A 22,769-nucleotide genomic window follows, 5' to 3' on the forward strand; every position below is an offset into this window, starting at 1 on the left:
ATGCGCATATCCCTATATCTAAAGCTTTGGATAGGTTTAGACAGTGCAGGCGAATTTGGAACACGATAGCCCCATTAGAGGGTCAAGCGCACGCAGCCAGGCTATGATGGATGCCGTTCTAAGCGGTCAAAAGCGCGGCGTTTTGGCAAAGCTGGTATTTGCGGGGCCAGCAATTGTGGCCTCGGTCGCCTATATGGACCCGGGCAATTACGCGACGAATATTCAGGCCGGGGCAGGGTATGGTTATACGCTGCTATGGGTCGTTCTGCTGGCCAATTTGATCGCGATGTTGTTTCAGGCGCTGTCGGCGCGTTTGGGTATTGTGACGGGCAAGAACCTGGCCGAACAATGCCGTGACCGTTTTCCAAAACCCATTGTCTGGATCATGTGGGCCGTGTCCGAGGTGGCGGCAATGGCAACGGATCTGGCTGAATTTTTGGGGGGTGCGATAGGTTTGGCATTGCTGTTTGACCTGCCCTTGATGGTGGGGATGATCATCACAGCGATTGTCACCTATGGGCTGCTATTGTTTGAACGCGGTGGGTTCCGCCCGATGGAACTGCTGATTGGCGCGCTCGTTGGGTTGATCGGGCTGTGCTATCTGGCGGAGGTTTTGATTGCCCCGATTGATTGGCCCGCTGCGGGGATGGGGCTGATCACACCGGATTTGCCCGATATGATGGCGCTGACGATTTCGGTCGGAATTATCGGAGCGACAGTGATGCCGCATGCGATTTACCTTCATTCCGGTCTGACGCAAAATCGGGCGCATGCAAAATCACATGAAGATCGGCGCAGGATCTTGCGATTTTCCAACATAGAGGTCGTGCTGGCGCTGGCCGTGGCGGGCATGGTGAACATGGCGATGGTGATGATGGCATCAAGCGCCTTTCACATCGGTCATTCCGAGGTCGCAGAGATCGAAACCGCCTATCATACGTTGACACCGCTGTTGGGCGCGGCGGCGGCGGGGGTGTTCCTTGTGTCGTTAATTGCGTCGGGGATTTCCAGCTCGGTCGTGGGGACGATGGCGGGGCAGTTGATCATGCAAGGCTTCTTACACATGCGCATCCCGATCTGGTTGCGTCGGTTGATCACGATGGTGCCGGCCTTTGCAGTGGTGGCGGCAGGGGTGAATGCCACGCAGGCGCTTGTGGTGTCGCAAGTGATCTTATCCATCGCTTTGCCGGTGCCGATGGTGGCACTTATTTTATTTGTATCCAACCGTGATGTCATGGGGTCCTTCGCAATTGGCCCGATGCTGCGCGGGCTGGCAATTATCGCGGCTATGGCGGTGTTATCACTGAACTTCATCTTGCTGGCAGATGTGTTTGGCATGCCAATCCCGTTCTTGGCGGGATAAATCACACCCGTTCAGTTTTGCGCGCCCCTGCGCAGGGTCTGCGCGGCGATCAGCGTTTTCACACAGGCGTTTTCGCCCCATCTTCTTATCAAGCGCGATAGATGCGATTGGTTTGGAGAGATAGATGAGCTGGAACCCGTTGTTGGACCCGTCGATCCCTATCGGGGATGCTGTGGATCTGGTCGAAACAGAAATCATGCCGCGGGCGCGTGATTTGGGCGGGTTTGAAGTGCGCCGCGCTTTGCCACACCAAAAGCGTCAGATGGTGGGCCCGTTCATTTTCTTTGACCAAATCGGTCCGGTTGAATTTCTGGACGGTGATCGCGGGATTGATATACGCCCGCATCCCCATATCGGGTTGGGCACTGTCACCTATTTGCTTAATGGGCGGCTGCATCACCGCGACAGCCTGGGCACGGATCAATGGATCACGCCGGGTGCGGTGAACTGGATGAACGCCGGACATGGCATTACCCATTCCGAGCGGACGGACGAACCGTTCTCGCCCAAGGGTGACAAAATGTTCGGTATTCAGACATGGGTTGCGCTGCCCAAAGACCGCGAAGATGATGCGGCCGGGTTCGATCATGTTGAGGCCGATAAATTGCCTTTGTTGGAGGCAGAAGGCAAGAAACTGCGGTTGGTTCTTGGAACTGGCTGGGGGGAACGGGCGCCGCTTGCCATGCCGTCAGAGCTGTTTTACGCCGATGCGCAGCTTGATCCTGGGGCCGGCATTCCGTTGCCTGATGATCACGAAGATCGCGCGGTTTATGTGCTGCAGGGGTCTGTCACCGTGGCGGGCGATTATTATACCGCCGGACGGCTGCTGATTTTCCGGCCGGGAGACAAGATCTCTGTCCATGCAGGTGATCAAGGCGCGCGGTTGATGATCCTTGGCGGCGCCACTCTGGAAGGGCCGCGCTATATTTGGTGGAATTTCGTGGCCTCATCGAAAGAACGGATCGAAGCGGCGAAAGAGGCCTGGCGTGCAGGGGATTGGATGCATGGTCGATTCACCTTGCCACCCCATGATCATGGCGAATTTATCCTGCTACCTGACGGAGCATAACCGATCCGATATCATGATGTTGAAAGCCCCTTTGCCGGGGCTTTCTTTTTTTCTAACAGTCTTTTCAGCGGCTTGATCAATGAAATAAGGGGTTTTGTATCCTTGCCGCAGGGTAGCGTGCATTTTGTCACGAAAAACTTGCAAACCATGCTTGACGGGGGCGCTCAGTCCCCATATTACGCCCCCACGCTCCGGCGATGATCGGAACGGAAGGATGAGCGGTTGTAGCTCAGTTGGTTAGAGTACCGGCCTGTCACGCCGGGGGTCGCGGGTTCGAGCCCCGTCAACCGCGCCATCCTTCCGATCCGGTCGCCAGAGAGAAAATGCGCGGTTGTAGCTCAGTTGGTTAGAGTACCGGCCTGTCACGCCGGGGGTCGCGGGTTCGAGCCCCGTCAACCGCGCCACTTCTCCATGACCGGAGATCGAAAGCACCCTTCGGGGTGCTTTTCGCGTTTTCGCGCCTATCGTATTTGTGCGCCGCCGCAGCACTTGCCTAGAAGCGGTGCGGATCGCTATATGATCTTCGTAATCAACGGAGGCCGTCATGACAGACGATATCGACGCAACACGCCTGATCGAAACGCTAGGGGCGAATGCCCGCGCAGCTGCGAATGAATTGGCGTTTGCTCCGGCCCCGGTTAAGGCACAGGCGCTGATGGCGGCGGCCGATGCCGTTTGGGCGCGCCGTGAAGAAATTATCGCGGCCAATGCCCAAGACATGGATTTTGGGCGCGCCAAAGGTCTAAGCCCTGCGATGATGGATCGGCTGATGTTAGACAGTGCGCGCATTCAAGGGATTTGTGACGGGCTGCGCGCCGTGGCGGGGCAGGATGATCCTGTAGGTGCGGTGATCGCGGAATGGGACCGCCCCACGGGATTGCATTTTCAGCGCGTGCGCACACCTCTTGGTGTTGTTGGCGTGGTCTATGAATCGCGGCCCAATGTGACGGCGGACGCCGGTGCGCTGTGTCTGAAATCTGGCAATGCGGTGATTTTACGCGGCGGGTCGGAAAGCTTCAATTCCTCTAAAGTGATTCACAGCTGCCTGGTTGAAGGTCTGAAGGTTGCTGGACTGCCCGAGACCGCCATTCAGCTGGTGCCAACGCGGGATCGTGCTGCTGTGGCGGCAATGCTGCAGGCCGTCGCCTATATTGATGTGATCGTGCCGCGCGGGGGCAAGGGGCTTGTTGCGTTGGTCCAACGAGAGGCACGTGTGCCGGTCTTTGCCCATCTGGATGGGATCTGCCACACCTATGTTGATGGCAGTGCCGATCTGGAAATGGCCCGTTCTGTTGTGCTGAATGCCAAAACGCGGCGCACCGGGATCTGTGGGTCTATGGAATGTCTGCTGATTGATCGCAGTTTCTACGAGGCGCATGGCGCCATTCTGATCGAGGATTTGTTGCGCGCCGGGGTGGAGGTGCGTGCCGCGGGCGAATTGCAATCCATTCCCGGTGTGACGCCCGCACAGGATGCGGATTTCGGGTTTGAATATCTGGATATGATTTGCGCAGCGAAAATCGTTGATGGGGTGGATGCGGCGATTGCGCATATTCGCACCTATGGCAGCCAACATACCGATGCTGTGATCGCCGAAGATGAAGGCGTTGTCGCGCGGTTTTTCCAGCGTCTGGATTCCGCGATTTTGATGCATAATGCGTCGACACAATTTGCCGATGGCGGTGAATTCGGTATGGGGGCAGAGATCGGCATTGCCACTGGCAAGATGCACGCGCGTGGCCCGGTCGGAGCAGAGCAATTGACCTCGTTCAAATATCTGGTCACCGGTAAGGGCACGGTCCGCAGCTGATCTAATGCGCGGCTGACCTGATCTGCAAACGCTGGCATAACAAAACAGCGCCACGAATATCCGTGGCGCTGTTCTTTGCTGCTCGATGTGTTTTCTTGCTTTTAATTAGAAGCTTAGCGTTACCGATGTTTCATCGATCGCCCACGTTAGGGCGCGGCTTTGGCGACCGGCTTCGCGTGGTAATAGCGCAAATTGCACCTGTGCAGGGCGAATGTCGTTGGCCGTGTCGCCATCCAACAGGGACCACAGATCCGCGTCGGGCTTGGTGCGTTTGGTAGTGCCGACCAAGGTCCATGTGTCACCGTCGCGCTTGATCGTCAGATCTCCGCCAAAAGGTAGGGCGGTTTCCATACACAGCAGCGCAAGGAAAGTCATTTTAACATGCGCGCGGATCTGATCGCCCTCAACCTGCCAATCAAATTTGATTCGCCCGGTTTCTGACACTTCTTTCAAGATCCCCCTAATTTCATTCATACCAAGGCTTTGGTTCATCGCGCTTTGGCCAAATGCGACACGGAAGAATTTTACCCGGGCATTGGCGGCATTCACCGATTCAGCAATCAGCTGCAGTTCGGGGCTCATGCCGGTTCCGGTCATTGCCATCAGCTCGACACCATTGCCGATCGCGCCCAAAGGGCTGATAAGGTCATGACACAGTCGGGATCCGACGAGGGCTACAAGGTCGGCGTCATCTTCGGTCATCTCGGGCATCATTGGTTTCTCAGAAGGGAGGGCGGTCATGAATGAGTTCCTTGAGCCGGGCATGTTAGTCTGCAACCCGAAGGCGGCAGAATGGGGGATCGGACAGGTCCAGTCGCGCGTCGGTGAAAAGATAACTGTCAATTTCGAACATGCCGGTAAACAGGTGATTGACGGACGACATGTTACTTTGAAACTTGTTATCGAAGATTAAGGTTGATGAAAGGTTAACGGCAAATGAACTTTGCTTGTGCCCCGGCGTCAAGGCCTGTCACTTGGGACGCAGCTGTGTATAGCTTGTATGTAATGCAGGAACAGACCACCGGATGATGGGTGATGACGATGGCTAAAGACACCCCGGCCTTGGAAATTCGGCTAGCGCACGATGCTGTGGACGTTCAGGCTTCGCAACGATTGCGCTATGATGTGTTTGTGAAAGAGCTGGGCGCGTCTGGTCCGATGGTCGATCATGCTAACCGGTTGGAGCTAGACTGTTTTGACGAGGTCTATGACCATCTGGTCTTGGTTGATCCTACCCGCGATCCGGCGCGTTTGGATCATGTGGTTGCGGCCTATCGCTTGTTGCCCGGCGACCGGGCGGCGGAATTTGGCCGGTTTTATTGTGATGATGAATATGACCTGACGCCTTTGCGCCAATCGGGGCGCAAGCTGCTGGAACTGGGCCGATCTTGCGTGCATCCCGATCATCGGGGCGGGGCGGCGATGTTCTTGCTGTGGAATGCGCTGGCTGAATATGTGCTGGAGCGCGAGATAGAGGTGCTTTTTGGCGTGGCCTCGTTTCACGGGACGGATGTGGCGGCGCTGAAACAACCGCTGTCATGGCTGCATCATCATCACCTTGCGCCGCCGCAGCTACGGGTGCGGGCGCGTAATTTTCAACCGATGGATTTGGTGGCAACCAAGGATCTGGACCGCAAGACTGCGCTGCTGGGCCTGCCCAATCTGATCAAAGCCTATCTGCGGCTGGGCGGGTTCGTCGGTGATGGCGCGTTTGTGGATCGTGATTTCAACACAACGGATGTGATGTTGCTGATGGATACCCAAAGCATGAGCGCACGCCACCGCGCATTCTATACCCGCCGCACTGAGGATGTTACATGACAGCTCCCGGATGGGAAGGCGGTAGCCTGCCGCCGCTGGGCCGTTTGGGGCCGGTCCAGTGGGCGCGGGTGATTTGGCGCGGTGTCCGGCTGGGGGGGGTGGTTTATCTTGGGCTGCTTGTGCATTTGTCGCTGCGGCTGATCGAACGTCCGCTATATGGCGCAGCGCGCCCATGGACCCAAAGGCTGACGCGGATGGTCTGTCGCCGCGCTCTGGCAATTTTGCGCATTCGCCTTGATGTGCAGGGCCAACCGATGCCGCATAAAGGCGCGGTGGTGGCCAATCACGCTTCATGGTTGGATATTTTCGCGCTCAACGCCTGTCAGGAGATTTACTTCGTTTCAAAGGCAGAGGTGGCCGCGTGGCCCGGTATTGGCTGGCTGGCCCGCGCCACGGGCACTGTGTTCATTCGCCGGGATCGTCGCGAAGCGCAGGCCCAGGCAAAATTATTTGAACAGCGTATTGGACTGGGGCACCATCTGTTGTTCTTTCCTGAAGGCACGTCGACCGACAGCCTGCGTGTGTTGCCGTTCAAGCCGACGCTGTTCCAAGCATTCTTTGCACCACAATTGCAGCCGCGCATGTGGGTGCAACCTGTGTCTGTGGCCTATCGTGCACCGGTCGGACAAGATCCGCGTTTTTACGGCTGGTGGGGGGATATGGGGTTCGGGCCGCATCTGCTGCGGGTGCTGGCGCAGCGCTGCCAAGGGCATATTGCGATCACGTTCCATGCCCCGCTCAAGGTGGCGCATTTTGCAGATCGCAAAGCCCTGGCGCGGGCAGCGCAGGCGGCTGTGAGCGGCGGGCTACAGTTGCCCGATTAGCCTTTTGCTCCGCGGTAGTGGCGCAGCACATGCAGCCGCAACGCGGTGGCCAGGCCGATTTGCGTGCCACGGTCGCGGTCGATTTGATAGGCCAGCGCATTCACGCCTATGCCCTGCACTTTGGCGATATCGCGAAACGCTTCCCAAAATTCATCTTCTAACGTCACTGAGGTGCGATGCCCGCCCAGGGTTAAGGAGTGTTTGCGCGGGCGGCTCATTCTTCGGCGTCCGGATCGTCTTTGGCTTCGCCTTGGGTTTTGGGTGGGGGTAGTAGGGTATCGCCCAGGCGATGTCCATCCAGATGGGCATTGGCCTGTTCAACGGATTTCGTCTCGGTCGCCTTTTGCGCTTTGCTGCGGCCGAATTTCGCGGCATTGGCATCTGCCTGTGCGCGCCGGTCATCACGGGCACGCTGCTTCTTGAAACGATTGAGGTTGGTCACATTTCCCATTGGGCGAATGTGCCATGTTGGCGCAGGCAAGAAAAGGCCCCACGCGCGGCCTAAAAACCGGGCGTATGGCGGGCGCATGGGCGCCAATGATTCGCTAGCAGATGTATGACTTGCCGCTGTCAGGGCAACATTTACCACGTCACGCCCAAATTGGCTGCGATTTGGTAACGATGGGGTGGGTGCTGTGTTTCTGATTGAGGAATTATTTGGTTCCAAAGTGGAAACGGCAGCGCATCGTTAACGTTTCCTTTAGGGCAACAACAGGCGTGAACTATGACCGGCTTGAGGCGAAACTGCCGCGATTTCAACAAAATCAAGATGCGTAAACATCTTATTAACAGTTGTTTGACGTGTTTTGCCGATTTTTTGATAACAAGTCGTGTCATGATCCCCGAAACAATGCCCGCTTCACGCGCCTGTGAATGTGTCATTTCCGTGACCAATTCCCCTGGATCGTTAAGGTTACTAAGGCATTTTTACGGCAGAAATGCCTTTCCGCACTGCCGCATTTTCAGTATATATAAAAAAGCCTTACTGGGGGCGAACATGGCCATGGGGGTGGCCTGGTGAAGTGCAACACATTGTAAAATGGTTGCTGAATTTGGAGAGCTGCTGTTACAGGCGGATTATTGTATCCGCATATCTCTGACTTTTGGATGCCCATACCTGCTTTGGCGGTGGCGTCCGTGCGCGCTCTTAAAATCAGCAATTAATGAAACATGTGGGCTTCATGCTCGTTTGGCGGGTCGAACTGACCTGTCGGTGATATTCACTGGCGCTGCCGATGCGCGCCACAACATTATTTGGCGCGCGGGCTAGCGGTCCGCTTGGCGGTGAAGGAGACTTAACTTGACCTATTGGCATTATTACTCACGGAATTCGGCACCTGATGCACGCAACGATAGTGGCGAGACAGGGTATAATGAGGCCGTCACAATCAATGTATTGGCCAATGATACCGATCCGGATTGCGATACACTTAAAGTAAAGTCTGCAACCACTTCGGATGGGTCCGTAGTTGTTAATTCTAACGGCACGATCACCTTCACCCCTGCGGATGGGTTCACCGGTCAGGCCACCGTGTGCTACACCGTGTCTGACGGCAATGGCGGTTATGACACCGCGACCGTTTGCATTGATGTCTCCGAGCCCGAAAATGACGGCATCGTTGAAGGCACTGATGGCGACGATCTGATCGACACCAGCTACACTGGGGACCCGGAAGGCGATAAGATTGACAATAATGATGCGATCTTGCCCGGTGAGTCCGGCGATGATGACATCGTTCAGGCCGGCGCTGGCAATGACACGGTTTATGCGGGCAATGGCGATGACGAAGTCGACGCAGGCGCGGGCAATGATTATGTCGAAGGCGGCGCGGGCGATGATCAGATCCTTGGCGGTTCTGGCAATGATACGCTGATCGGTGACGGCGCGGTTGCGTCTGAAGGCGGCGCGCTATTGGCCGATTGGGCCGATTTCACGGCTGATGGCAAATTCACCAACGGTGAATCTGTCGATATGGGCGGTGTCTCGATGAAATTCGAGTTCACGGCACAGGAATACGGAGCTTATGCCAAAGTCTCGTCAGAAACCCAATATACAGAATCTGGCGAAGCGTTTTCCAGCAATGGCGGTCTGAAGCTGTATGGCAAAGGCGGCGATGGTAAATGTGACTATGACAACGGCGACGACAATACGTCCACTTCGGTTCTGACATTCGACGCCACCGATGACACATTGTCGGATTCGGTGAAGGATGTGTCCTTCCGTATCAACGATTTGGATCTGGGGAATTCGTCGGATTACCACGAAGATATCGTCACGATCCGCGCCTTTGATGCCGATGGCAACCCGTTGGAAGTGAAATATACCGTCGAGGGCAATCAGCATGTAAATGGCAACACCGTATCCGGTGGCAGCTATGATGACGGGTCGCTTGGTCCGGATGATGCGGTTGGCTCTGTTCTGGTTGAAATTGCCGGGCCAGTGGCGCGGATTGAGATCGATTATGACAATGGCGGCGACACCGATCAGGCGATCTGGCTGACCGATATCTCGGCCACGTCGATCCCATTGGTGTCTGAAGATGCGATTGGCAATGATACGATTGATGGTGGCGAAGGCGATGACGTCATCGAAGGCAATGGCGGCGATGATTTACTGTCGGGTGGCGCAGGCGCTGATCATGTATCGGGCGGCGATGATCGCGACACGATTGCCGGCGGTGCAGGCGACACGGTTGATGGTGGCGCAGGTGGCGACGATTGGGACACGCTGGATCTGACCGGGCAGGGCGCGTATCGCCTGACCGATGTGACGGAAGACAGCAATGGCAACGGCACCGACGGCACGGTTGAATTCCTGGACAGCGATGGCAATGTGACCGGCACGCTGGGCTATACCGAGATCGAAGAGATTATCGGTGATGGCATTAATCTGGATCCGACCGCTGTTGATGACGCAATCACAACAGATGAAGATCAATCTGTCACGATTGATGTTCTGGCCAATGACTATGATGCTGATGGCGGCACGCTCAGTGTTACAGATGCCAGCGCGGAGAACGGCTCGGTCACGGTGAATGCCGATGGCACGCTGACCTTCACGCCGGATGCGGATTTCAACGGCGACGCGACCATCACCTACAGCATTGATGACGGCAATGGCGGCACTGATACTGCGACTGTCACTGTCACCGTTACCCCGGTGAATGATGCCCCTGTTGCGGCAGATGATGTCGCAAGCACCGATTACGCCACGGCCGTAACTGTGGATGTCTTGGCCAATGACACAGATGTCGATGGCGATACATTAAGCGTACAAACCGCAAGCAGCCCTGATGGCGATGTCGTCGTGAATGGAGATGGCACCGTAACCTTCACACCGGCATCTGGTTTCTCTGGCGATGCGACCATCGAATATACTGTCACTGATGGAAACGGCGGCACAGATACTGCCACGCTGACCGTGACCGTGGGGGATCAACCGCTGGACGGTATTGTCGAAGGCACCGCTGGCGGTGACCTGATCGATTATGATTACACCGGCGATCCCGAAGGCGACATGGTCGACCATGAGGATGAGATCATCGCAGGCGAAGGCGTCAACGATGACATCATCGAAGCCTATGAAGGCAACGACACGGTCTTTGCCGGCGAAGGCAATGACGATGTCTATGGCGGCGCGGGCGATGACAGCCTGAACGGCGGTACGGGTGACGATCTGATTTATGGCGGCACCGGTGATGACACGATCGATGGCGGCGCCGATAATGACACATTGATGGGCCAGGCTGGCAATGACAGCATTGATGGCAATGATGGCAATGACAGCATTGACGGCGGCGCGGGCGATGACACGATCAACGGCGGCGCGGGCAATGATACGCTGCGCGGTGGTGAAGGGTTTGATGTTGTCAGCGGTGACGCGGGCGATGACCTGATCTTTGGCGGTTCGCAAGATGACACGCTGTTGGGTGGCGATGATAACGACACCATTCAGGCCAGCGAAGGCGATGACCTTGTCGAAGGCGGTGCAGGTAATGACAGTGCCAATGGCGGCAGTGGCAATGATACGCTGTATGGCAATGACGGCGAAGACAGCCTGAACGGCGCAGACGGCGATGACCTTCTGCTGGGCGGATCGGGTGACGATCAGCTGAAAGGCGGCGCTGGCAATGACAGCCTGTATGGTGAAGATGGCAATGATCTGATCACTGCAGGTACCGGCGATGACTATCTGTCGGGCGGCAATGGGGATGACACGCTCTATGGCAATGAGGGCAATGACACCCTTGATGCCGGCCAGGACGGTGATGACCTGTATGGCGGTGAAGGCGACGATTCCTTGCTGGGCGGCGCACGTGAAGATCTGCTGGTTGGCGGCGAAGGAAACGATACGATCATTGGCGGTAACGCGGATGATACGATCGACGGCGGCGCAGGTAGCGATTACGCCCAAGGCGATGATGGCGATGATTACATCAACACATCGAATGGCGATTTGGCACCTGATCAAGGCTATCCAGGGCTGTTCCCGGCCGATACCGATCCAAATAATGACAAAGACACGGTCCTTGGCGGAGCGGGCAATGACACGATCATCACCGGCGATGATGCGGATTACATCGAAGGCAATGATGGCGATGATGTCATCAACGCAGGTATCGACAATGACACAGTTATGGGCGGTGCCGGTAACGACTATATCGTTGGTGGTGAAGGTGCGGATCTGATCGACGCGGGCGAAGGCGATGACACCGTCTATGCCGGTAACGCGCCAGAGCTGCCCGATGAGCTGAACATCCCAGACGATACAGACTTGTTGCCAAATAATGGCACCGACACTGTCTATGGCGGTGCGGGCAATGACCTGATCTATGGTGCGGATGACGCTGATTACCTGCTGGGCGGTGATGATAACGACACCATCCACGGCGGCATCGACAACGACTCCATCTATGGTGAAGCCGGCGATGATGAGCTGTATGGCGATGAAGGCGACGACTATTTGTCGGGCGGCGAAGGCGATGACACGCTGTATGGCGGCGCGGGCAATGATACGCTTGACGCGGGACAGGACGGTGACACGCTGTATGGCGGCGATGGCGATGACAAATTGCTGGGCGGTCCGGTCGAAGACCTGATGTATGGCGAAGATGGCAACGATACGCTGGATGGCGGATCGGGTGATGACACGCTGTTCGGTGGTGACGGGGATGACTCGATCACCGGTTGGTTCGGCGACGACACGATCAATGGCGATGCTGGCAATGACACCATCACCGGCGATTTCGGCAACGACACGATCAATGGCGGCGCAGGCAGTGACAGCCTGTCTGGCGGTGATGATCGTGACACGTTCATCGTGGGCGCGGGCGACGAAGGCTATGGCGACGTGGTCGACGGCGGCGAAGGTGGCGATGATTATGACACGCTGGATCTGTCGGCCGTTGGCAAAGATGCGACCAATATCGTCTATACCTCGGCGGATAAGGAAGACGGCTATGTCGAATTCCTGAATGACGATAAGGATGTTGTGGGCACGTTGAACTTCTCGAACATCGAGAATGTCATCCCTTGCTTCACACCGGGCACCGTGGTGGCCACGCCTAAGGGCGAGCGTCTGGTAGAAGAGCTTGTCGAAGGCGATCGCGTGATCACCCGCGACAACGGTATCCAACAGATCCGCTGGGTGGGCCGTCGTGATATGTCACGCGCAGATTTGATCGCTGCACCACATCTGAAGCCTGTCTTGATCCGCGCAGGATCGCTTGGCCCGAACTTGCCAGAGCGTGATATGCTGGTATCGCCCAACCACCGGATGCTGGTCGCGAATGAGCGCACGGCGCTGTTCTTTGAAGAGCATGAGGTTCTGGTGGCTGCGAAACATTTGGTCGACAATCGTGGCGTGAAACCGGTGGAGACGCTTGGCACAAGCTACATTCACTTCATGTTTGACCGTCACGAAGTGGTCTTGGCCAATGGCGCCTGGACCGAAAGCTTCCAGCCCGGTGATATGACGTTGGGTTCAATGGGCAATGCGCAACGCAGCGAAATCTTTGAGATCTTCCCAGATCTCAAAAGCACGCAAGGCATCGAAGACTATCGTGCCGCGCGTAAAACGTTGAAGCGCCATGAAGCATCTTTGCTGATCAGAAGCTAAGGCGGCATCCGTGTCCGGCGCCCTTGGGGCGCAGGCATGGGTGTGAATGAAACACCTCGTGGTGGGGGTTATCGGTCCAGTCCCGTTCGGGGGCTGGGCCGATTTTTATATCTGTTCTGGCCTGGTCTTGGACAGGCGCATGACCGCATCGCAGGCAGAAAACCGCGCAGAACGCCATTATGACGCTTATTTGTTCACCATTTGGCGAAATCGTGTTTTTTCGTGAGAATTTCACTTTGCTGCAACTGCGAGAAGCATTAGGAATTACTTAACACTTGAGCATTGTGGGCATGAGCAGGCACCGCAGGCCGTCCAGACCTATTTTTTTTGTAACGACCTTCTGGGGGCGCTCATGACCAATTTTTCCCATACCCATGACAAAGATTGCGACGATGATTGCGGTGAGAAAATCATCGGTAATGATGGCGATAACACTCTGGTTGGAACCGATTGCGACGATACGATTTCGGGAGGTCGCGGTGACGATACGATCACGGCCAAAGATGGCAATGACTGGATCGATGGTGGCAAAGGAAATGATGTCATTGATGGCGGCGCCGGCAAGGACACGATCTATGGCGGTCGCGGTGATGATCTGATCACAGCAGGCGCGGGCAGGGATGTTGTCTATGGTCAGGACGGCTGTGACACCATCACTGGCGGGGGTGAAAATGACTACCTGTCAGGTGGGGACGATGCCGACACGTTCAAAATTGTTCCTGGCGGGTCCAGCGCGATCAATTATACCACTGTGGATGGTGGGAATGGCGGCTATGACGATGACACGCTGAATTATGGCGGGTTGTTGAAAGACGGCTATGAGCTGGTATCGCATAAAAGCGTCTATGATTTCGATTTCTTCGGAAAACCCGGATATAATGGCACGCTTAAATTTTATAACTCTGAGACCTGCCAGTGGCAGATCATCACCTATTGCGACATTGAAAATGTGGTGCCTTGCTTTACGCCGGGCAGCTTGATCGCAACGCCTGACGGGGAAATCCCGGTAGAGATGTTGCGCCCGGGGCATAAGGTGATGACACGCGACAATGGCGTGCAGGAAATCGCTTGGGCCGGGCGTGCGGATTTGGGGTACAGCGATTTGGTGGCCCGACCAGAGCAGGCGCCGGTGCTGATTAAAGCGGGCGCTTTGGGCAATGGCTTGCCAGAGCGTGATATGCGCGTGTCGCCCAATCACCGCATGCTTCTGACGGGGGATCGCGCACAGCTGTATTTCGCAGAATATGAGGTCCTGGCATCGGCCAAGCATCTGGTGGGCCGGCCGGGGATCGTATCGGCCGCCGTGCCTGGTGTCAGCTATGTGCATTTCATGTTTGAAAACCATGAGGTCGTTTTGGCCGATGGTGCGTGGTCTGAAAGCTTCCAACCGGGCGAAATCACCATGAATTCCATGGGCCGCACGCAACGGGATGAAATTTACGCACTGTTCCCGCAGTTGCGCGCCAAAACCGGGCGTGAGGAGTATCGCTCTGCGCGCAAGACCCTTAAACGCCATGAAGCAGCCTTGCTACGTTAAAAAACTGCTGCATCTATTGGCAATTTGGGTCAAAAATGGCGCCGTTTCCATAAGGGGAACGGTGATTTTCAGGCAATATCATAGGCATCTCTGATCTTTACCTATCGTTAACTTCGCATCAGCCATAAGTTGGAAACTTGGGGGCGCTTTGACCTAAGTTTGTGAAAGGGTGCGTGGCGTATGACGGTAGAGACAGCAAATTCTGGTTTCCACTCGGATCCGTTTCCGGGGATACGTTATGTTACGCAAGATTTTCGCGAATTTGGCGATGCCGCACCGTCTGAGCTGCGGTTACAATTCGATGATTATGCGGAAAAAACCGGGACTGTTCTGTGTCGAACAGCGCAAGAAGAGCCGGTGTTTATCGGTGAATTGCAGCACTTTACCGGCACGGTTCCCTGTTTCACACCCGAGTCAAAAATTGCCACTGCGACAGGTGATGTGGCGATTGCTGATCTTATTCCGGGGATGCGTGTCATCACCCGTGACAATGGACTGCAGCAGGTGCGCTGGGTTGGGCGGCGGCATTTCGGTTGGCGTGCGCTTGGCCTGAATCCATTCTTGCGCCCTGTGCTGATCAAAGCCGGGTCTTTGGGGCCAGAATTTCCGCAGCGCGACATGCTTGTTTCCCCCAACCACCGGTTCCTGGCCAGCGCAAGCGAGCTTCCCGGAGAAAGATTGGGTATGGCGCAGGATTTTCTGGATCGTGATGGGGTCGAGCGGGTTGCCGCGCGCCGTGTGGAATATATGCAGGTTCTGCTGGACCGGCATGAGCTGCTCTTGGTGGATGGCTGCTGGTCGGAAAGCTATCAGCCCCAGCGCAGCTCCATCGCCTTGCTTGATGCGGCGCAGCGCGAAGAACTGTGCAGGATTGTTCCGGCCTTGGCGCATTCCCCTGCGCCCGCATTTGAAGCGGTGCGCCCACAGGTGTTGGACACGCACTGTGAACCCGCCCAATAAACCATCATAATCACTTTGCGAGCTGGTTAAACCTGTTGCGCTGAAGACTCAGCATACGCTGATGCAGAAGTTATCTCATAGGTTGTCATTGACGAAGGTCCTGCTCCCGCAGATCGTTGACTTATTCAGTTAAGGATCAGGGAATTATGACCCATTTTCATCATAGCACATCGGGTGGATGTGATTTTTTAGGCGTTCGTAAAGGGCGCGCAGGCGGTTTTGAGATTGTCTATGACGACGGCGGCACCCTGCGTATGATTTGGCGCGTCGTCGGCGAAGTCTGCGAGTCCACATTGTCAGATGCATTGAAGGCCTCTGTTGCGCATCGTCGGGTTTTAACTGCGATGCAAAGCGAATTGCGCAAACGTGCAATTGCAATCGAATCCATTCTGGATTGAGCGTTAACAGCACCCCATTGCATGTCACATCGCCGTAAAAGGCCAAATCAAAAGGCCCCAACGAGGATCTCTCGCCGGGGCCTTTGTTTTGCTTAAAGCCTATCCCAAGGGGATTATTTCAAGATTGAACGACCTGCATAGATCGCGCTTTCACCCAGCGCTTCTTCGATACGGATCAGCTGATTGTATTTTGCCAACCGGTCCGACCGCGCAAGCGAGCCGGTTTTGATCTGGCCGCAATTCGTGGCGACTGCCAGATCCGCGATGGTCGCGTCTTCTGTCTCGCCAGAGCGGTGCGACATCACATTGGTGTAGCGCGCGCGATGGGCCATATCGACCGCTTGCAGCGTTTCGGTCAATGTGCCGATTTGGTTCACTTTAACCAACATCGAATTCGCAACGCCTTGCTTGATGCCATCAGCCAAACGGGTTGGATTGGTCACGAACAAATCGTCACCGACCAGCTGAATTTTATCGCCCAGCTTCTCGGTCAGGATTTTCCAGCCTTCCCAATCATCCTCAGACATCCCGTCCTCGATCGAAATGATCGGATAGTCTTCACAGAGTTTCGCAAGATAATCGGCATTTTCTTCCGATGTCAGCGACAGACCTTCGCCGACCATCTCATATTTGCCGTTCTTATAATATTCCGTCGACGCGCAATCCATCGCAAGGAAGATATCCTCACCGGGTTTATACCCGGCCTTTTCGATCGACGCCAAGATCACGTCCAACGCCTGCTTTGTGGAATTTAGGGCAGGGGCAAAGCCACCCTCATCACCAAGACCGGTCGACAGCCCCATGGCTGTCAGTTCTTTTTTCAGCGTGTGGAATACTTCGGAGCCCATGCGAACCGCCTCACGGATATTGTCCGCGCTGACCGGCATGATCATGAATTCCTGGATATCAATCGGGTTATCCGCATGTTCGCCGCCGTTAATGATGTTCATCATTGGAACCGGCAAAACGCGGGCCGAGGTGCCGCCAACATAGCGATACAGAGGTTGCGTGGTGTAATCTGCTGCGGCTTTGGCTGCGGCAAGCGAAACGCCCAAGATCGCATTGGCACCCAGGCGCCCTTTGTTATGCGTGCCGTCCAGTTCGATCATGGCATTGTCCAGATCGACTTGATCGGTGACATCCATGCCAACCAGGGCTTCGGCGATTTCGCCATTTACGGCCATGACTGCTTCCAGCACGCCTTTGCCCATATAGCGGGCTTTGTCGCCATCGCGGCGTTCCACGGCCTCATGGGCACCAGTTGAGGCACCCGAGGGCACGGCAGCGCGGCCCAATGTTCCGTCTTCAAGGATCACGTCGACCTCAACCGTCGGGTTGCCCCGGCTGTCAAGGATCTCACGCGCGTGAATGTCGATGATCGTGCTCATCTGTCTCTTCCCTTCAGGTTAGCTGAATGCTCCGATGCGGGCCGGGTTAAGCTATAGCCGCCGAAAATACCGGGCGAAAGGGTCATGTTTGCGTTAACACGACTGTTAGCGCCGATACTCACCAATTTTTCTGCAAGCGCATGGTGGGGAATGGTTTTTGCCGCTTTTCGGGGCTAACGGCGCAGCGGTCTTGCCGCCTCAATCAAGCCTGCGACATCGGCATAAATTGGCAGGTGATCGGATGCACGCCGGCTCAGTTGTGTATCACAAACGCTTATGCGCGACACTTGCGCCCGGCCACAGGTGACAAGGCGGTCCAATTTTCCAACAGGGGCGACCGATGGGTAGGTCGCGCCAGGGGCATGGATTTCAAATGCGCCCAGTGCCTCAAAGCCAGAACGCATGGACCATTCATTGAAATCCCCGATGGCCAAGGCGGGGGATGGTGCAGCATCCAGCAACTCCTTGGCAATCCGGGTCCATTGTGCCCGGCGATCTGCGCGGCGCAGCCCCAGATGCGCGGCCACAAGCAAGAACGGCTTGCCGCCGTCTGGGGCAATGCGCACCTTCAAGGCACCGCGCGATTCCATTCCGGGCAGCTCTATCCCAGTGCAATCCAAAACCCGTGTGCCGCGTTTGACCAAAACTGCCTGACCGTGCCAGCCAAGGCTGTCCGGGCCTGTGCGTGGTTGGTCTATGGTTTGAAAATCCGTTTCTTCTTCGATCATTTTCGCGGGCAGCGCAGCCGGGCGTGCGCCCAGCCGACGATCCACCTCCTGTAAAGCGATCACGTCAGCATTCAGTTGATTTATGACCTCGATCGTCCGGCCTGGATCACGCCGCCGGTCGATACCGACACATTTGTGCAGATTATATGAAGCGATTCGTAGGGTCATTAATCACAGATTTTCACATGGTTTGCATTTCATATGCATGCTTATTGGCATGCTGGCTTACCTTCACATAACAACCACGTCAGGAATGTCACGCGATCAATGTAAAACTGTTTGTTATTTATCACAGCGATCTTGGCACGCGGCGGTGATGCGCTAAAACATGTATATGAAAATCTTGACACACCTGCGCGAGATGCGCCGACAAAGCTGGCCGGTGCGGCTGATCTGGCTGATGCTTGGGTTTGAATTTGGGCTGGCGCTGTTTGAACGGCAATGGCCTTTGGCGGGTGTGGCGTTCCTGACCTTTGCGCTGACCCTGGTTCCAATCTATGCCAGCTCTAGGATACAGATCCGGCTTCCCACCTCCTTAATGGTCGCAATGACAGCGTTTATCTTCGCGACGATCTTTCTGGGTGAGGCGTTTGATTTTTATAACCGTTTTTGGTGGTGGGATATCGCGCTGCATGGCAGTTCGGCCTTGGGTTTTGGGTTGGTAGGTTTTCTTTTTGTTTTCATGATGTTTGAGGGGGACTCTTATGCGGCGCCTCGCTGGGCAATGGCGCTGATCGCCTTTAGCTTCGCGGTCAGTATCGGCGCGATATGGGAGATTTTTGAATTCGGTATGGACCAAATTTTTGGCACCAATATGCAAAAATCGGGTCTGACGGACACGATGGGCGATTTGATCGTTGATGTTATTGGTGCCAGCCTTGGCGCGCTTGCCGGCTGGGCCTATCTGTTTGGTCGCGGGCCGGGTTTTACCCGCGACATGTTTAACGACTTCATCTCAAAAAACCGCCGTCGTTTTAAGAAATTTCGCTTAAGAAGAAAAACTTAGAGTATATTCTTTATGTGCCGCAGAATGTGCGCATGACCCGTTCATCACTGCGCGGTGCGAGCTCCATATCAGCGAAGTCATCCGTCTCGCTATAGGGGGCATGCAGCGCCGCATTCAATCGATCAAAGGGCGCGTAATCTTTGGCTTCGGCGGCGACAATGGCGGCCTCTACCTGGTGGTTGCGCGGGATCCGTAAAGGGTTTGCACTTGCCATAATGGCCTGAGGGTTGGCCGCGTCGCGCAGTCGTTCATGCCATTTGTCCAGCCAGTCCTCAAATGGCCCGACCGAGGTAAACTCCGCCCATGCGGATTCCGTATTGCGCCGTAAGCCACTGAACACGCGCGTGAAATCAGCTTGGTCAGCGGCCATTATATTCAGCAATTCTTGAATCAATGGCACATCGTCAATGGTGGGATGTGACAGGCCGATTTTCGCCCCAAAGCGGCGCAGCCATGCGGCCTGATAATGGTCCACAAACCCGTTCACAGCCTCAGTGGCCTGTTCGATGGCACTGTCCTGATCGCCCATTAGTGGTACAAGGCTGGTCGCCAATTGCGCAAGGTTCCAGACCGCCATTTGTGGTTGCGCACCATAGGCATAGCGGCCGTTCCTATCGATAGAGCTGAACGTAGTTTGCGGGTGATACCCGTCCATGAAAGCACAGGGACCATAATCGATTGTTTCCCCCGAAACTGCCATGTTATCCGTGTTCATCACCCCATGGATGAAGCCAAAGCTCATCCAGGCTGCGATGAGTTCTGCCTGAGCGCGCACAATGGCGCGCAGCAGATCCAAAGGCGTGGTGCAATCAGGATAATGTCGTTCAATCAGATGGTTGCAAAGCAAATCTACACTAGAACTATCGCCGCGGGCTGCGAAAAATTGAAACGTTCCAACGCGGATATGGCTGGCGGCAACCCGGGTTAAGACGGCCCCGGGACGGTGACGCATGTCGCGCAAAATATCCTCGCCGGTGCGCACCGCAGCCAAGGCCCGTGTGGTGGGAACACCAAGAGCGGCCATCGCCTCTGACACGATATACTCGCGGATGACGGGGCCGACCCAAGCACGCCCGTCACCACGGCGCGAAAACGGGGTGGGCCCAGCACCTTTCAGCTGTATGTCAAAGCGTGCGCCGTCCGGCGCGATGACCTCGCCCAACAAGACTGCACGGCCGTCGCCCAACTGCGGTACAAACCCCCCAAATTGATGCCCAGCATAGGCCTGGGCCAAAGGGGCGGCGCCGTCTGGGACGCGATTTCCCGACATCATGGCCAGCCCTTCGGGGCCCCGCAACCAGTCGAGGTCCAGCCCCAGTCGCCGTGCCAGCCCATCGTTCATACCAATAAATGTTGGGTTCGCCACCGGGGTTGGGTCTGTCCGTGCGTGAAATTGTTCAGGCAAGCGGCTGTAACTGTTGTCAAACGTGATGGTCATGGGGATCCCCTTTGCATCAGATATAAAGCGTAGTGAAGCGAATGACACCCCCAGCACGGTTTTGCGCGCAAAGGCTATAGCTGCGACAGGCGCTGTGTCAGAAGCTCATAAAACGCATCCGCGCGGACATCCCCCATAAAGGTGGCATTCGCCTTGCGCCCAGACACGCCCCACCAATCGGCAACCGTCATTCCCAGTGTCAGCTGGGACTGCGTTTCGATTTCAACGTTGATATACCGCCCGGTAAAGATGTCAGGCTGCAGCAAATAGGCGATGACACATGGATCATGTAGCGGCGCCCCGTCAGAGCCATATTTCTCCATGTCAAACCGTTCAAAGAAATCGGTCCAGCTGATGACGGCCTGCGCGATTTGCGTGTTTAATGCCTTGATCCGGTCCATACGGGCACGTGTGGTCAAAACCTTATGCGTGGCATCCAACGGCAACACGACAAGGTCAATGCCGGATTTAAAAACAATTTCAGCAGCTTCGGGATCGACATAAATGTTGAATTCTGCGGTTGGGGTAATATTCCCAACTTCAAAATAAGCGCCGCCCATCAATACGATCTGTTTGATTTTAATGGCAATATCGGGTGCCCGGGTCAATGCGGTGGCAATATTGGTTAATGGGCCAAGCGGGCAAAGCGTGATCTCATGGTCCTGCGCAGCACGTAGCGTTTCAATAATGAAATCAACAGCATGCTGATCTTGTAAAGGCATGGTCGGCGCAGGCAGTTCAATCCCGTCCAAACCGGTTTTGCCATGAACATGTTCCGCTGTGATCAGCTTGCGTTTGATGGGCGCATCACAGCCCGCAAAGATTTCTATGTCCGTCCGTCCGGCCAGTTCGCAGATCTTACGCGCGTTCAGCGTTGTTAACGGCAGCGGCACATTGCCTGCTACACAGGTGATCCCCAAAACCTGAAGCTCGGGGCTGGCCAAAGCAAGCAGGATTGCCACGGCATCGTCTTGACCGGGGTCGGTGTCGATAATGATTTTTTGCATGTTGCGCGCCTTGTGTTTTCGCCACAGTGACGCGCAACAGCTGTCTTGTCCAGATCAACGGCCCATCGATTTTATGGTGCACGTTGATGTATTTGATATGAGTTTTATATCAATCGGTTACCCGTCAAAGTTCACTTCTTCGATCAACTTCAATGCCGCTGGGCGTGCCGCGGAAATATCCGTCAGGTTCAAGACATCAGGCGTGAACGTACCCCAGCTTTCCACCAGCTCGGACCGTGCCACGCCTTCTTTGATCGGAAATTCATGGTTGGTTTCGGCATAGATTTCCTGTGCTGTATCGGACGCCAGGAACTCCATCAATTTCAGCGCGTCATCATGGTTCGGCGCCGAGGCGGTCATGGCCGCACCCGAAATGTTCATATGTGTGCCGCCCTCTTCAAAAGTAGGGAAGACGATGCGCACGGAGTCCGCCCATTCTTTTTGTGTGTCGTCATTGACCATTTGGCCCATGTAATAGGTGTTGCCCAGGCTGATATCGCATACGCCCGACCAAATGGATTTTACCTGTGCGCGGTCATTCCCCTCTGGTTTTTGCGCCAGATTGGCTTTCAGCCCGGTCAGCCAGGTCTTCGTGGCATCTTCACCGTGATGCAGCAAATAAGCAGCGGTCAGAGCAACGTTGTAGTCGTTGGTGAAAGAGCGCGTGCAGATGCGGCCTTTCCATTTGGGGTCTGCCAGATCTTCATATGTAGTGACTTCGCCATCCGCCACACGGTCCTTCGACGCGTAAACGATACGTGCGCGGCTTGTCAGCCCGAACCAATGGTTGGCCGGGTCGCGGAATTCTGCCGGGATCGCATCGTTTAGGGTAGGGTCATCAACGGCTTGGGTCACGCCGGCATCCACCACTTGTGCCAACCGCGCGATATCGACGGTCATCACCAGATCAGCTGGCGATCGCGCACCTTCGGCCTGCAAACGTTCAACCATCCCTTTGGAAATATAAGCAACATTGACGCCAATGCCGGTCTCTTTTGTGAACGCATCAAACAGCGGCTGCACCAATTCCGGCTGGCGGTGAGAATAGACGTTCACATCTGCCAATGCGGGGCTGGCAGCGCACAGGGCGATCAGGGCGGTTGTCATGCGTGTCATGTCGGTTCCTTACAGTTACAATCGGGCGCGTTTTGCGTCCGATAAAAATTGTCAGGAATTACCTAAACGATTACGAATATAAGGCAAAGCTATTTCTTCAGCTATTTTGCCGTCATGTGTGCAACAGGTTTGCGACGAAATATCGTGATTTTGTGATCGGCTTTGCTCGCATGCGTGTCATGCGGT

At 55.5% G+C, this 22,769-nt stretch carries 19 protein-coding genes and 2 tRNA genes; 13 read left to right on the plus strand and 8 right to left on the minus strand.

The window, feature by feature from the left end; translation table 11 throughout:
* The first annotated feature begins 103 nt into the window (after window positions 1–103).
* From BFP70_RS12675 to BFP70_RS12695, 5 genes are all read left to right on the plus strand, one after another.
* Window positions 104–1,363 carry an Nramp family divalent metal transporter gene (locus tag BFP70_RS12675; protein WP_141693193.1) on the plus strand — a complete coding sequence of 420 codons (1,260 nt, stop codon included), beginning with the start codon at window positions 104–106 and terminating at the stop codon, window positions 1,361–1,363.
* Window positions 1,364–1,487: 124 nt separating this feature from the next.
* On the plus strand, window positions 1,488–2,432 hold the full coding sequence (locus tag BFP70_RS12680; RefSeq protein ID WP_066012027.1) for a pirin family protein: 945 nt from the start codon (window positions 1,488–1,490) through the stop codon (window positions 2,430–2,432).
* 218 nt (window positions 2,433–2,650) lie between these two features.
* Window positions 2,651–2,727: transfer RNA gene (locus BFP70_RS12685), tRNA-Asp, on the plus strand.
* A gap of 32 nt (window positions 2,728–2,759) precedes the next feature.
* A tRNA-Asp gene (locus BFP70_RS12690) sits at window positions 2,760–2,836 on the plus strand.
* Between the two features lie 140 nt (window positions 2,837–2,976).
* Entirely contained in the window at window positions 2,977–4,242 is a 1,266-nt protein-coding gene (locus BFP70_RS12695; RefSeq protein ID WP_066012028.1) for a glutamate-5-semialdehyde dehydrogenase, read from the plus strand.
* A 105-nt stretch (window positions 4,243–4,347) separates the two neighbouring features.
* Here the strand turns inward: BFP70_RS12695 and BFP70_RS12700 are convergent, their stop codons facing one another.
* The gene (locus tag BFP70_RS12700) at window positions 4,348–4,983 is read right to left on the minus strand and encodes a histidine phosphotransferase family protein (protein WP_255356701.1); all 636 of its coding nucleotides are present in this window, start codon (window positions 4,981–4,983) and stop codon (window positions 4,348–4,350) included.
* Between BFP70_RS12700 and BFP70_RS12705 the strand changes: the two genes are divergently transcribed.
* The 3 genes from BFP70_RS12705 (at window position 4,982) to BFP70_RS12715 (ending at window position 6,887) form a co-directional block, all read left to right on the plus strand.
* A complete protein-coding gene (locus tag BFP70_RS12705) occupies window positions 4,982–5,155 on the plus strand; it encodes a DUF3553 domain-containing protein (protein WP_066012029.1) in 174 nt (57 codons plus the stop codon). The genes BFP70_RS12700 and BFP70_RS12705 overlap by 2 nt on opposite strands.
* 128 nt (window positions 5,156–5,283) lie before the next feature.
* Window positions 5,284–6,063 (plus strand): GNAT family N-acetyltransferase, encoded by a 780-nt coding sequence (locus BFP70_RS12710; protein WP_066012159.1) that lies wholly within the window; start codon window positions 5,284–5,286, stop codon window positions 6,061–6,063.
* A complete protein-coding gene (locus tag BFP70_RS12715; RefSeq protein ID WP_066012030.1) occupies window positions 6,060–6,887 on the plus strand; it encodes a 1-acyl-sn-glycerol-3-phosphate acyltransferase in 828 nt (275 codons plus the stop codon). The genes BFP70_RS12710 and BFP70_RS12715 overlap by 4 nt, the downstream gene beginning before the upstream one ends.
* On the opposite strand, the gene BFP70_RS12720 is transcribed toward BFP70_RS12715, so the two are convergent.
* Complete coding sequence (locus BFP70_RS12720) at window positions 6,884–7,105, minus strand: ribbon-helix-helix domain-containing protein (RefSeq protein WP_066012031.1); 222 nt, start codon at window positions 7,103–7,105, stop codon at window positions 6,884–6,886. The two genes, BFP70_RS12715 and BFP70_RS12720, sit on opposite strands and share 4 nt — an antisense overlap.
* Window positions 7,102–7,338: a DUF4169 family protein gene (locus tag BFP70_RS12725; RefSeq protein ID WP_066012032.1), complete on the minus strand. Its 237-nt coding sequence runs from the start codon at window positions 7,336–7,338 to the stop codon at window positions 7,102–7,104. Before BFP70_RS12725 ends, BFP70_RS12720 begins: the two co-directional genes overlap by 4 nt.
* Before the next feature lie 849 nt (window positions 7,339–8,187).
* On the opposite strand from BFP70_RS12725, the gene BFP70_RS20725 reads away from it, so the two are divergent.
* The 4 genes from BFP70_RS20725 (at window position 8,188) to BFP70_RS12750 (ending at window position 15,900) form a co-directional block, all read left to right on the plus strand.
* The gene (locus tag BFP70_RS20725) at window positions 8,188–13,005 is read left to right on the plus strand and encodes a cadherin-like domain-containing protein (protein ID WP_066012033.1); all 4,818 of its coding nucleotides are present in this window, start codon (window positions 8,188–8,190) and stop codon (window positions 13,003–13,005) included.
* Window positions 13,006–13,357: 352 nt separating this feature from the next.
* The gene (locus BFP70_RS12740) at window positions 13,358–14,542 is read left to right on the plus strand and encodes a Hint domain-containing protein (protein ID WP_066012035.1); all 1,185 of its coding nucleotides are present in this window, start codon (window positions 13,358–13,360) and stop codon (window positions 14,540–14,542) included.
* 180 nt (window positions 14,543–14,722) lie between these two features.
* The gene (locus BFP70_RS12745; RefSeq protein ID WP_066012036.1) at window positions 14,723–15,502 is read left to right on the plus strand and encodes a Hint domain-containing protein; all 780 of its coding nucleotides are present in this window, start codon (window positions 14,723–14,725) and stop codon (window positions 15,500–15,502) included.
* A gap of 146 nt (window positions 15,503–15,648) precedes the next feature.
* A complete protein-coding gene (locus BFP70_RS12750) occupies window positions 15,649–15,900 on the plus strand; it encodes a hypothetical protein (protein WP_066012037.1) in 252 nt (83 codons plus the stop codon).
* A 113-nt stretch (window positions 15,901–16,013) separates the two neighbouring features.
* On the opposite strand, the gene eno is transcribed toward BFP70_RS12750, so the two are convergent.
* Both eno and BFP70_RS12760 read right to left on the minus strand, forming a co-directional pair.
* Window positions 16,014–17,288, minus strand: a complete 1,275-nt coding sequence (gene eno / locus BFP70_RS12755; protein WP_066012038.1) for a phosphopyruvate hydratase — start codon at window positions 17,286–17,288, stop codon at window positions 16,014–16,016.
* 173 nt (window positions 17,289–17,461) lie between these two features.
* A complete protein-coding gene (locus BFP70_RS12760) occupies window positions 17,462–18,184 on the minus strand; it encodes an endonuclease/exonuclease/phosphatase family protein (protein WP_066012039.1) in 723 nt (240 codons plus the stop codon).
* Window positions 18,185–18,350: 166 nt separating this feature from the next.
* On the opposite strand from BFP70_RS12760, the gene BFP70_RS12765 reads away from it, so the two are divergent.
* Entirely contained in the window at window positions 18,351–19,022 is a 672-nt protein-coding gene (locus BFP70_RS12765) for a hypothetical protein (RefSeq protein WP_066012160.1), read from the plus strand.
* A 10-nt stretch (window positions 19,023–19,032) separates the two neighbouring features.
* On the opposite strand, the gene BFP70_RS12770 is transcribed toward BFP70_RS12765, so the two are convergent.
* From BFP70_RS12770 to BFP70_RS12780, 3 genes are all read right to left on the minus strand, one after another.
* Window positions 19,033–20,460 carry a YdiU family protein gene (locus tag BFP70_RS12770; RefSeq protein WP_066012040.1) on the minus strand — a complete coding sequence of 476 codons (1,428 nt, stop codon included), beginning with the start codon at window positions 20,458–20,460 and terminating at the stop codon, window positions 19,033–19,035.
* A gap of 74 nt (window positions 20,461–20,534) precedes the next feature.
* The gene (locus BFP70_RS12775; RefSeq protein WP_066012041.1) at window positions 20,535–21,467 is read right to left on the minus strand and encodes a nucleoside hydrolase; all 933 of its coding nucleotides are present in this window, start codon (window positions 21,465–21,467) and stop codon (window positions 20,535–20,537) included.
* Window positions 21,468–21,584: 117 nt separating this feature from the next.
* Window positions 21,585–22,583: a Fe(3+) ABC transporter substrate-binding protein gene (locus BFP70_RS12780; protein ID WP_066012042.1), complete on the minus strand. Its 999-nt coding sequence runs from the start codon at window positions 22,581–22,583 to the stop codon at window positions 21,585–21,587.
* Window positions 22,584–22,769: the final 186 nt, after the last annotated feature.

It is taken from the genome of Thioclava sp. SK-1 (genome assembly GCF_001705665.1).
Classification (GTDB): domain Bacteria; phylum Pseudomonadota; class Alphaproteobacteria; order Rhodobacterales; family Rhodobacteraceae; genus Thioclava.

Bases quoted from the DNA above. Each gene is read 5' to 3' on its own strand.
- eno (WP_066012038.1), bottom strand. From the start codon at position 17,288: ATGAGCACGATCATCGACATTCACGCGCGTGAGATCCTTGACAGCCGG.
- BFP70_RS12775 (WP_066012041.1), bottom strand. From the start codon at position 21,467: ATGCAAAAAATCATTATCGACACCGACCCCGGTCAAGACGATGCCGTG.
- BFP70_RS12765 (WP_066012160.1), top strand. From the start codon at position 18,351: ATGAAAATCTTGACACACCTGCGCGAGATGCGCCGACAAAGCTGGCCG.
- BFP70_RS12760 (WP_066012039.1), bottom strand. From the start codon at position 18,184: ATGACCCTACGAATCGCTTCATATAATCTGCACAAATGTGTCGGTATC.
- BFP70_RS12680 (WP_066012027.1), top strand. From the start codon at position 1,488: ATGAGCTGGAACCCGTTGTTGGACCCGTCGATCCCTATCGGGGATGCT.
- BFP70_RS12705 (WP_066012029.1), top strand. From the start codon at position 4,982: ATGAATGAGTTCCTTGAGCCGGGCATGTTAGTCTGCAACCCGAAGGCG.
- BFP70_RS12695 (WP_066012028.1), top strand. From the start codon at position 2,977: ATGACAGACGATATCGACGCAACACGCCTGATCGAAACGCTAGGGGCG.
- BFP70_RS12740 (WP_066012035.1), top strand. From the start codon at position 13,358: ATGACCAATTTTTCCCATACCCATGACAAAGATTGCGACGATGATTGC.
- BFP70_RS12780 (WP_066012042.1), bottom strand. From the start codon at position 22,583: ATGACACGCATGACAACCGCCCTGATCGCCCTGTGCGCTGCCAGCCCC.
- BFP70_RS12710 (WP_066012159.1), top strand. From the start codon at position 5,284: ATGGCTAAAGACACCCCGGCCTTGGAAATTCGGCTAGCGCACGATGCT.
- BFP70_RS12770 (WP_066012040.1), bottom strand. From the start codon at position 20,460: ATGACCATCACGTTTGACAACAGTTACAGCCGCTTGCCTGAACAATTT.
- BFP70_RS12720 (WP_066012031.1), bottom strand. From the start codon at position 7,105: ATGAGCCGCCCGCGCAAACACTCCTTAACCCTGGGCGGGCATCGCACC.
- BFP70_RS12725 (WP_066012032.1), bottom strand. From the start codon at position 7,338: ATGGGAAATGTGACCAACCTCAATCGTTTCAAGAAGCAGCGTGCCCGT.
- BFP70_RS12745 (WP_066012036.1), top strand. From the start codon at position 14,723: ATGACGGTAGAGACAGCAAATTCTGGTTTCCACTCGGATCCGTTTCCG.
- BFP70_RS12700 (WP_255356701.1), bottom strand. From the start codon at position 4,983: ATGACCGCCCTCCCTTCTGAGAAACCAATGATGCCCGAGATGACCGAA.
- BFP70_RS12750 (WP_066012037.1), top strand. From the start codon at position 15,649: ATGACCCATTTTCATCATAGCACATCGGGTGGATGTGATTTTTTAGGC.
- BFP70_RS12675 (WP_141693193.1), top strand. From the start codon at position 104: ATGATGGATGCCGTTCTAAGCGGTCAAAAGCGCGGCGTTTTGGCAAAG.
- BFP70_RS12715 (WP_066012030.1), top strand. From the start codon at position 6,060: ATGACAGCTCCCGGATGGGAAGGCGGTAGCCTGCCGCCGCTGGGCCGT.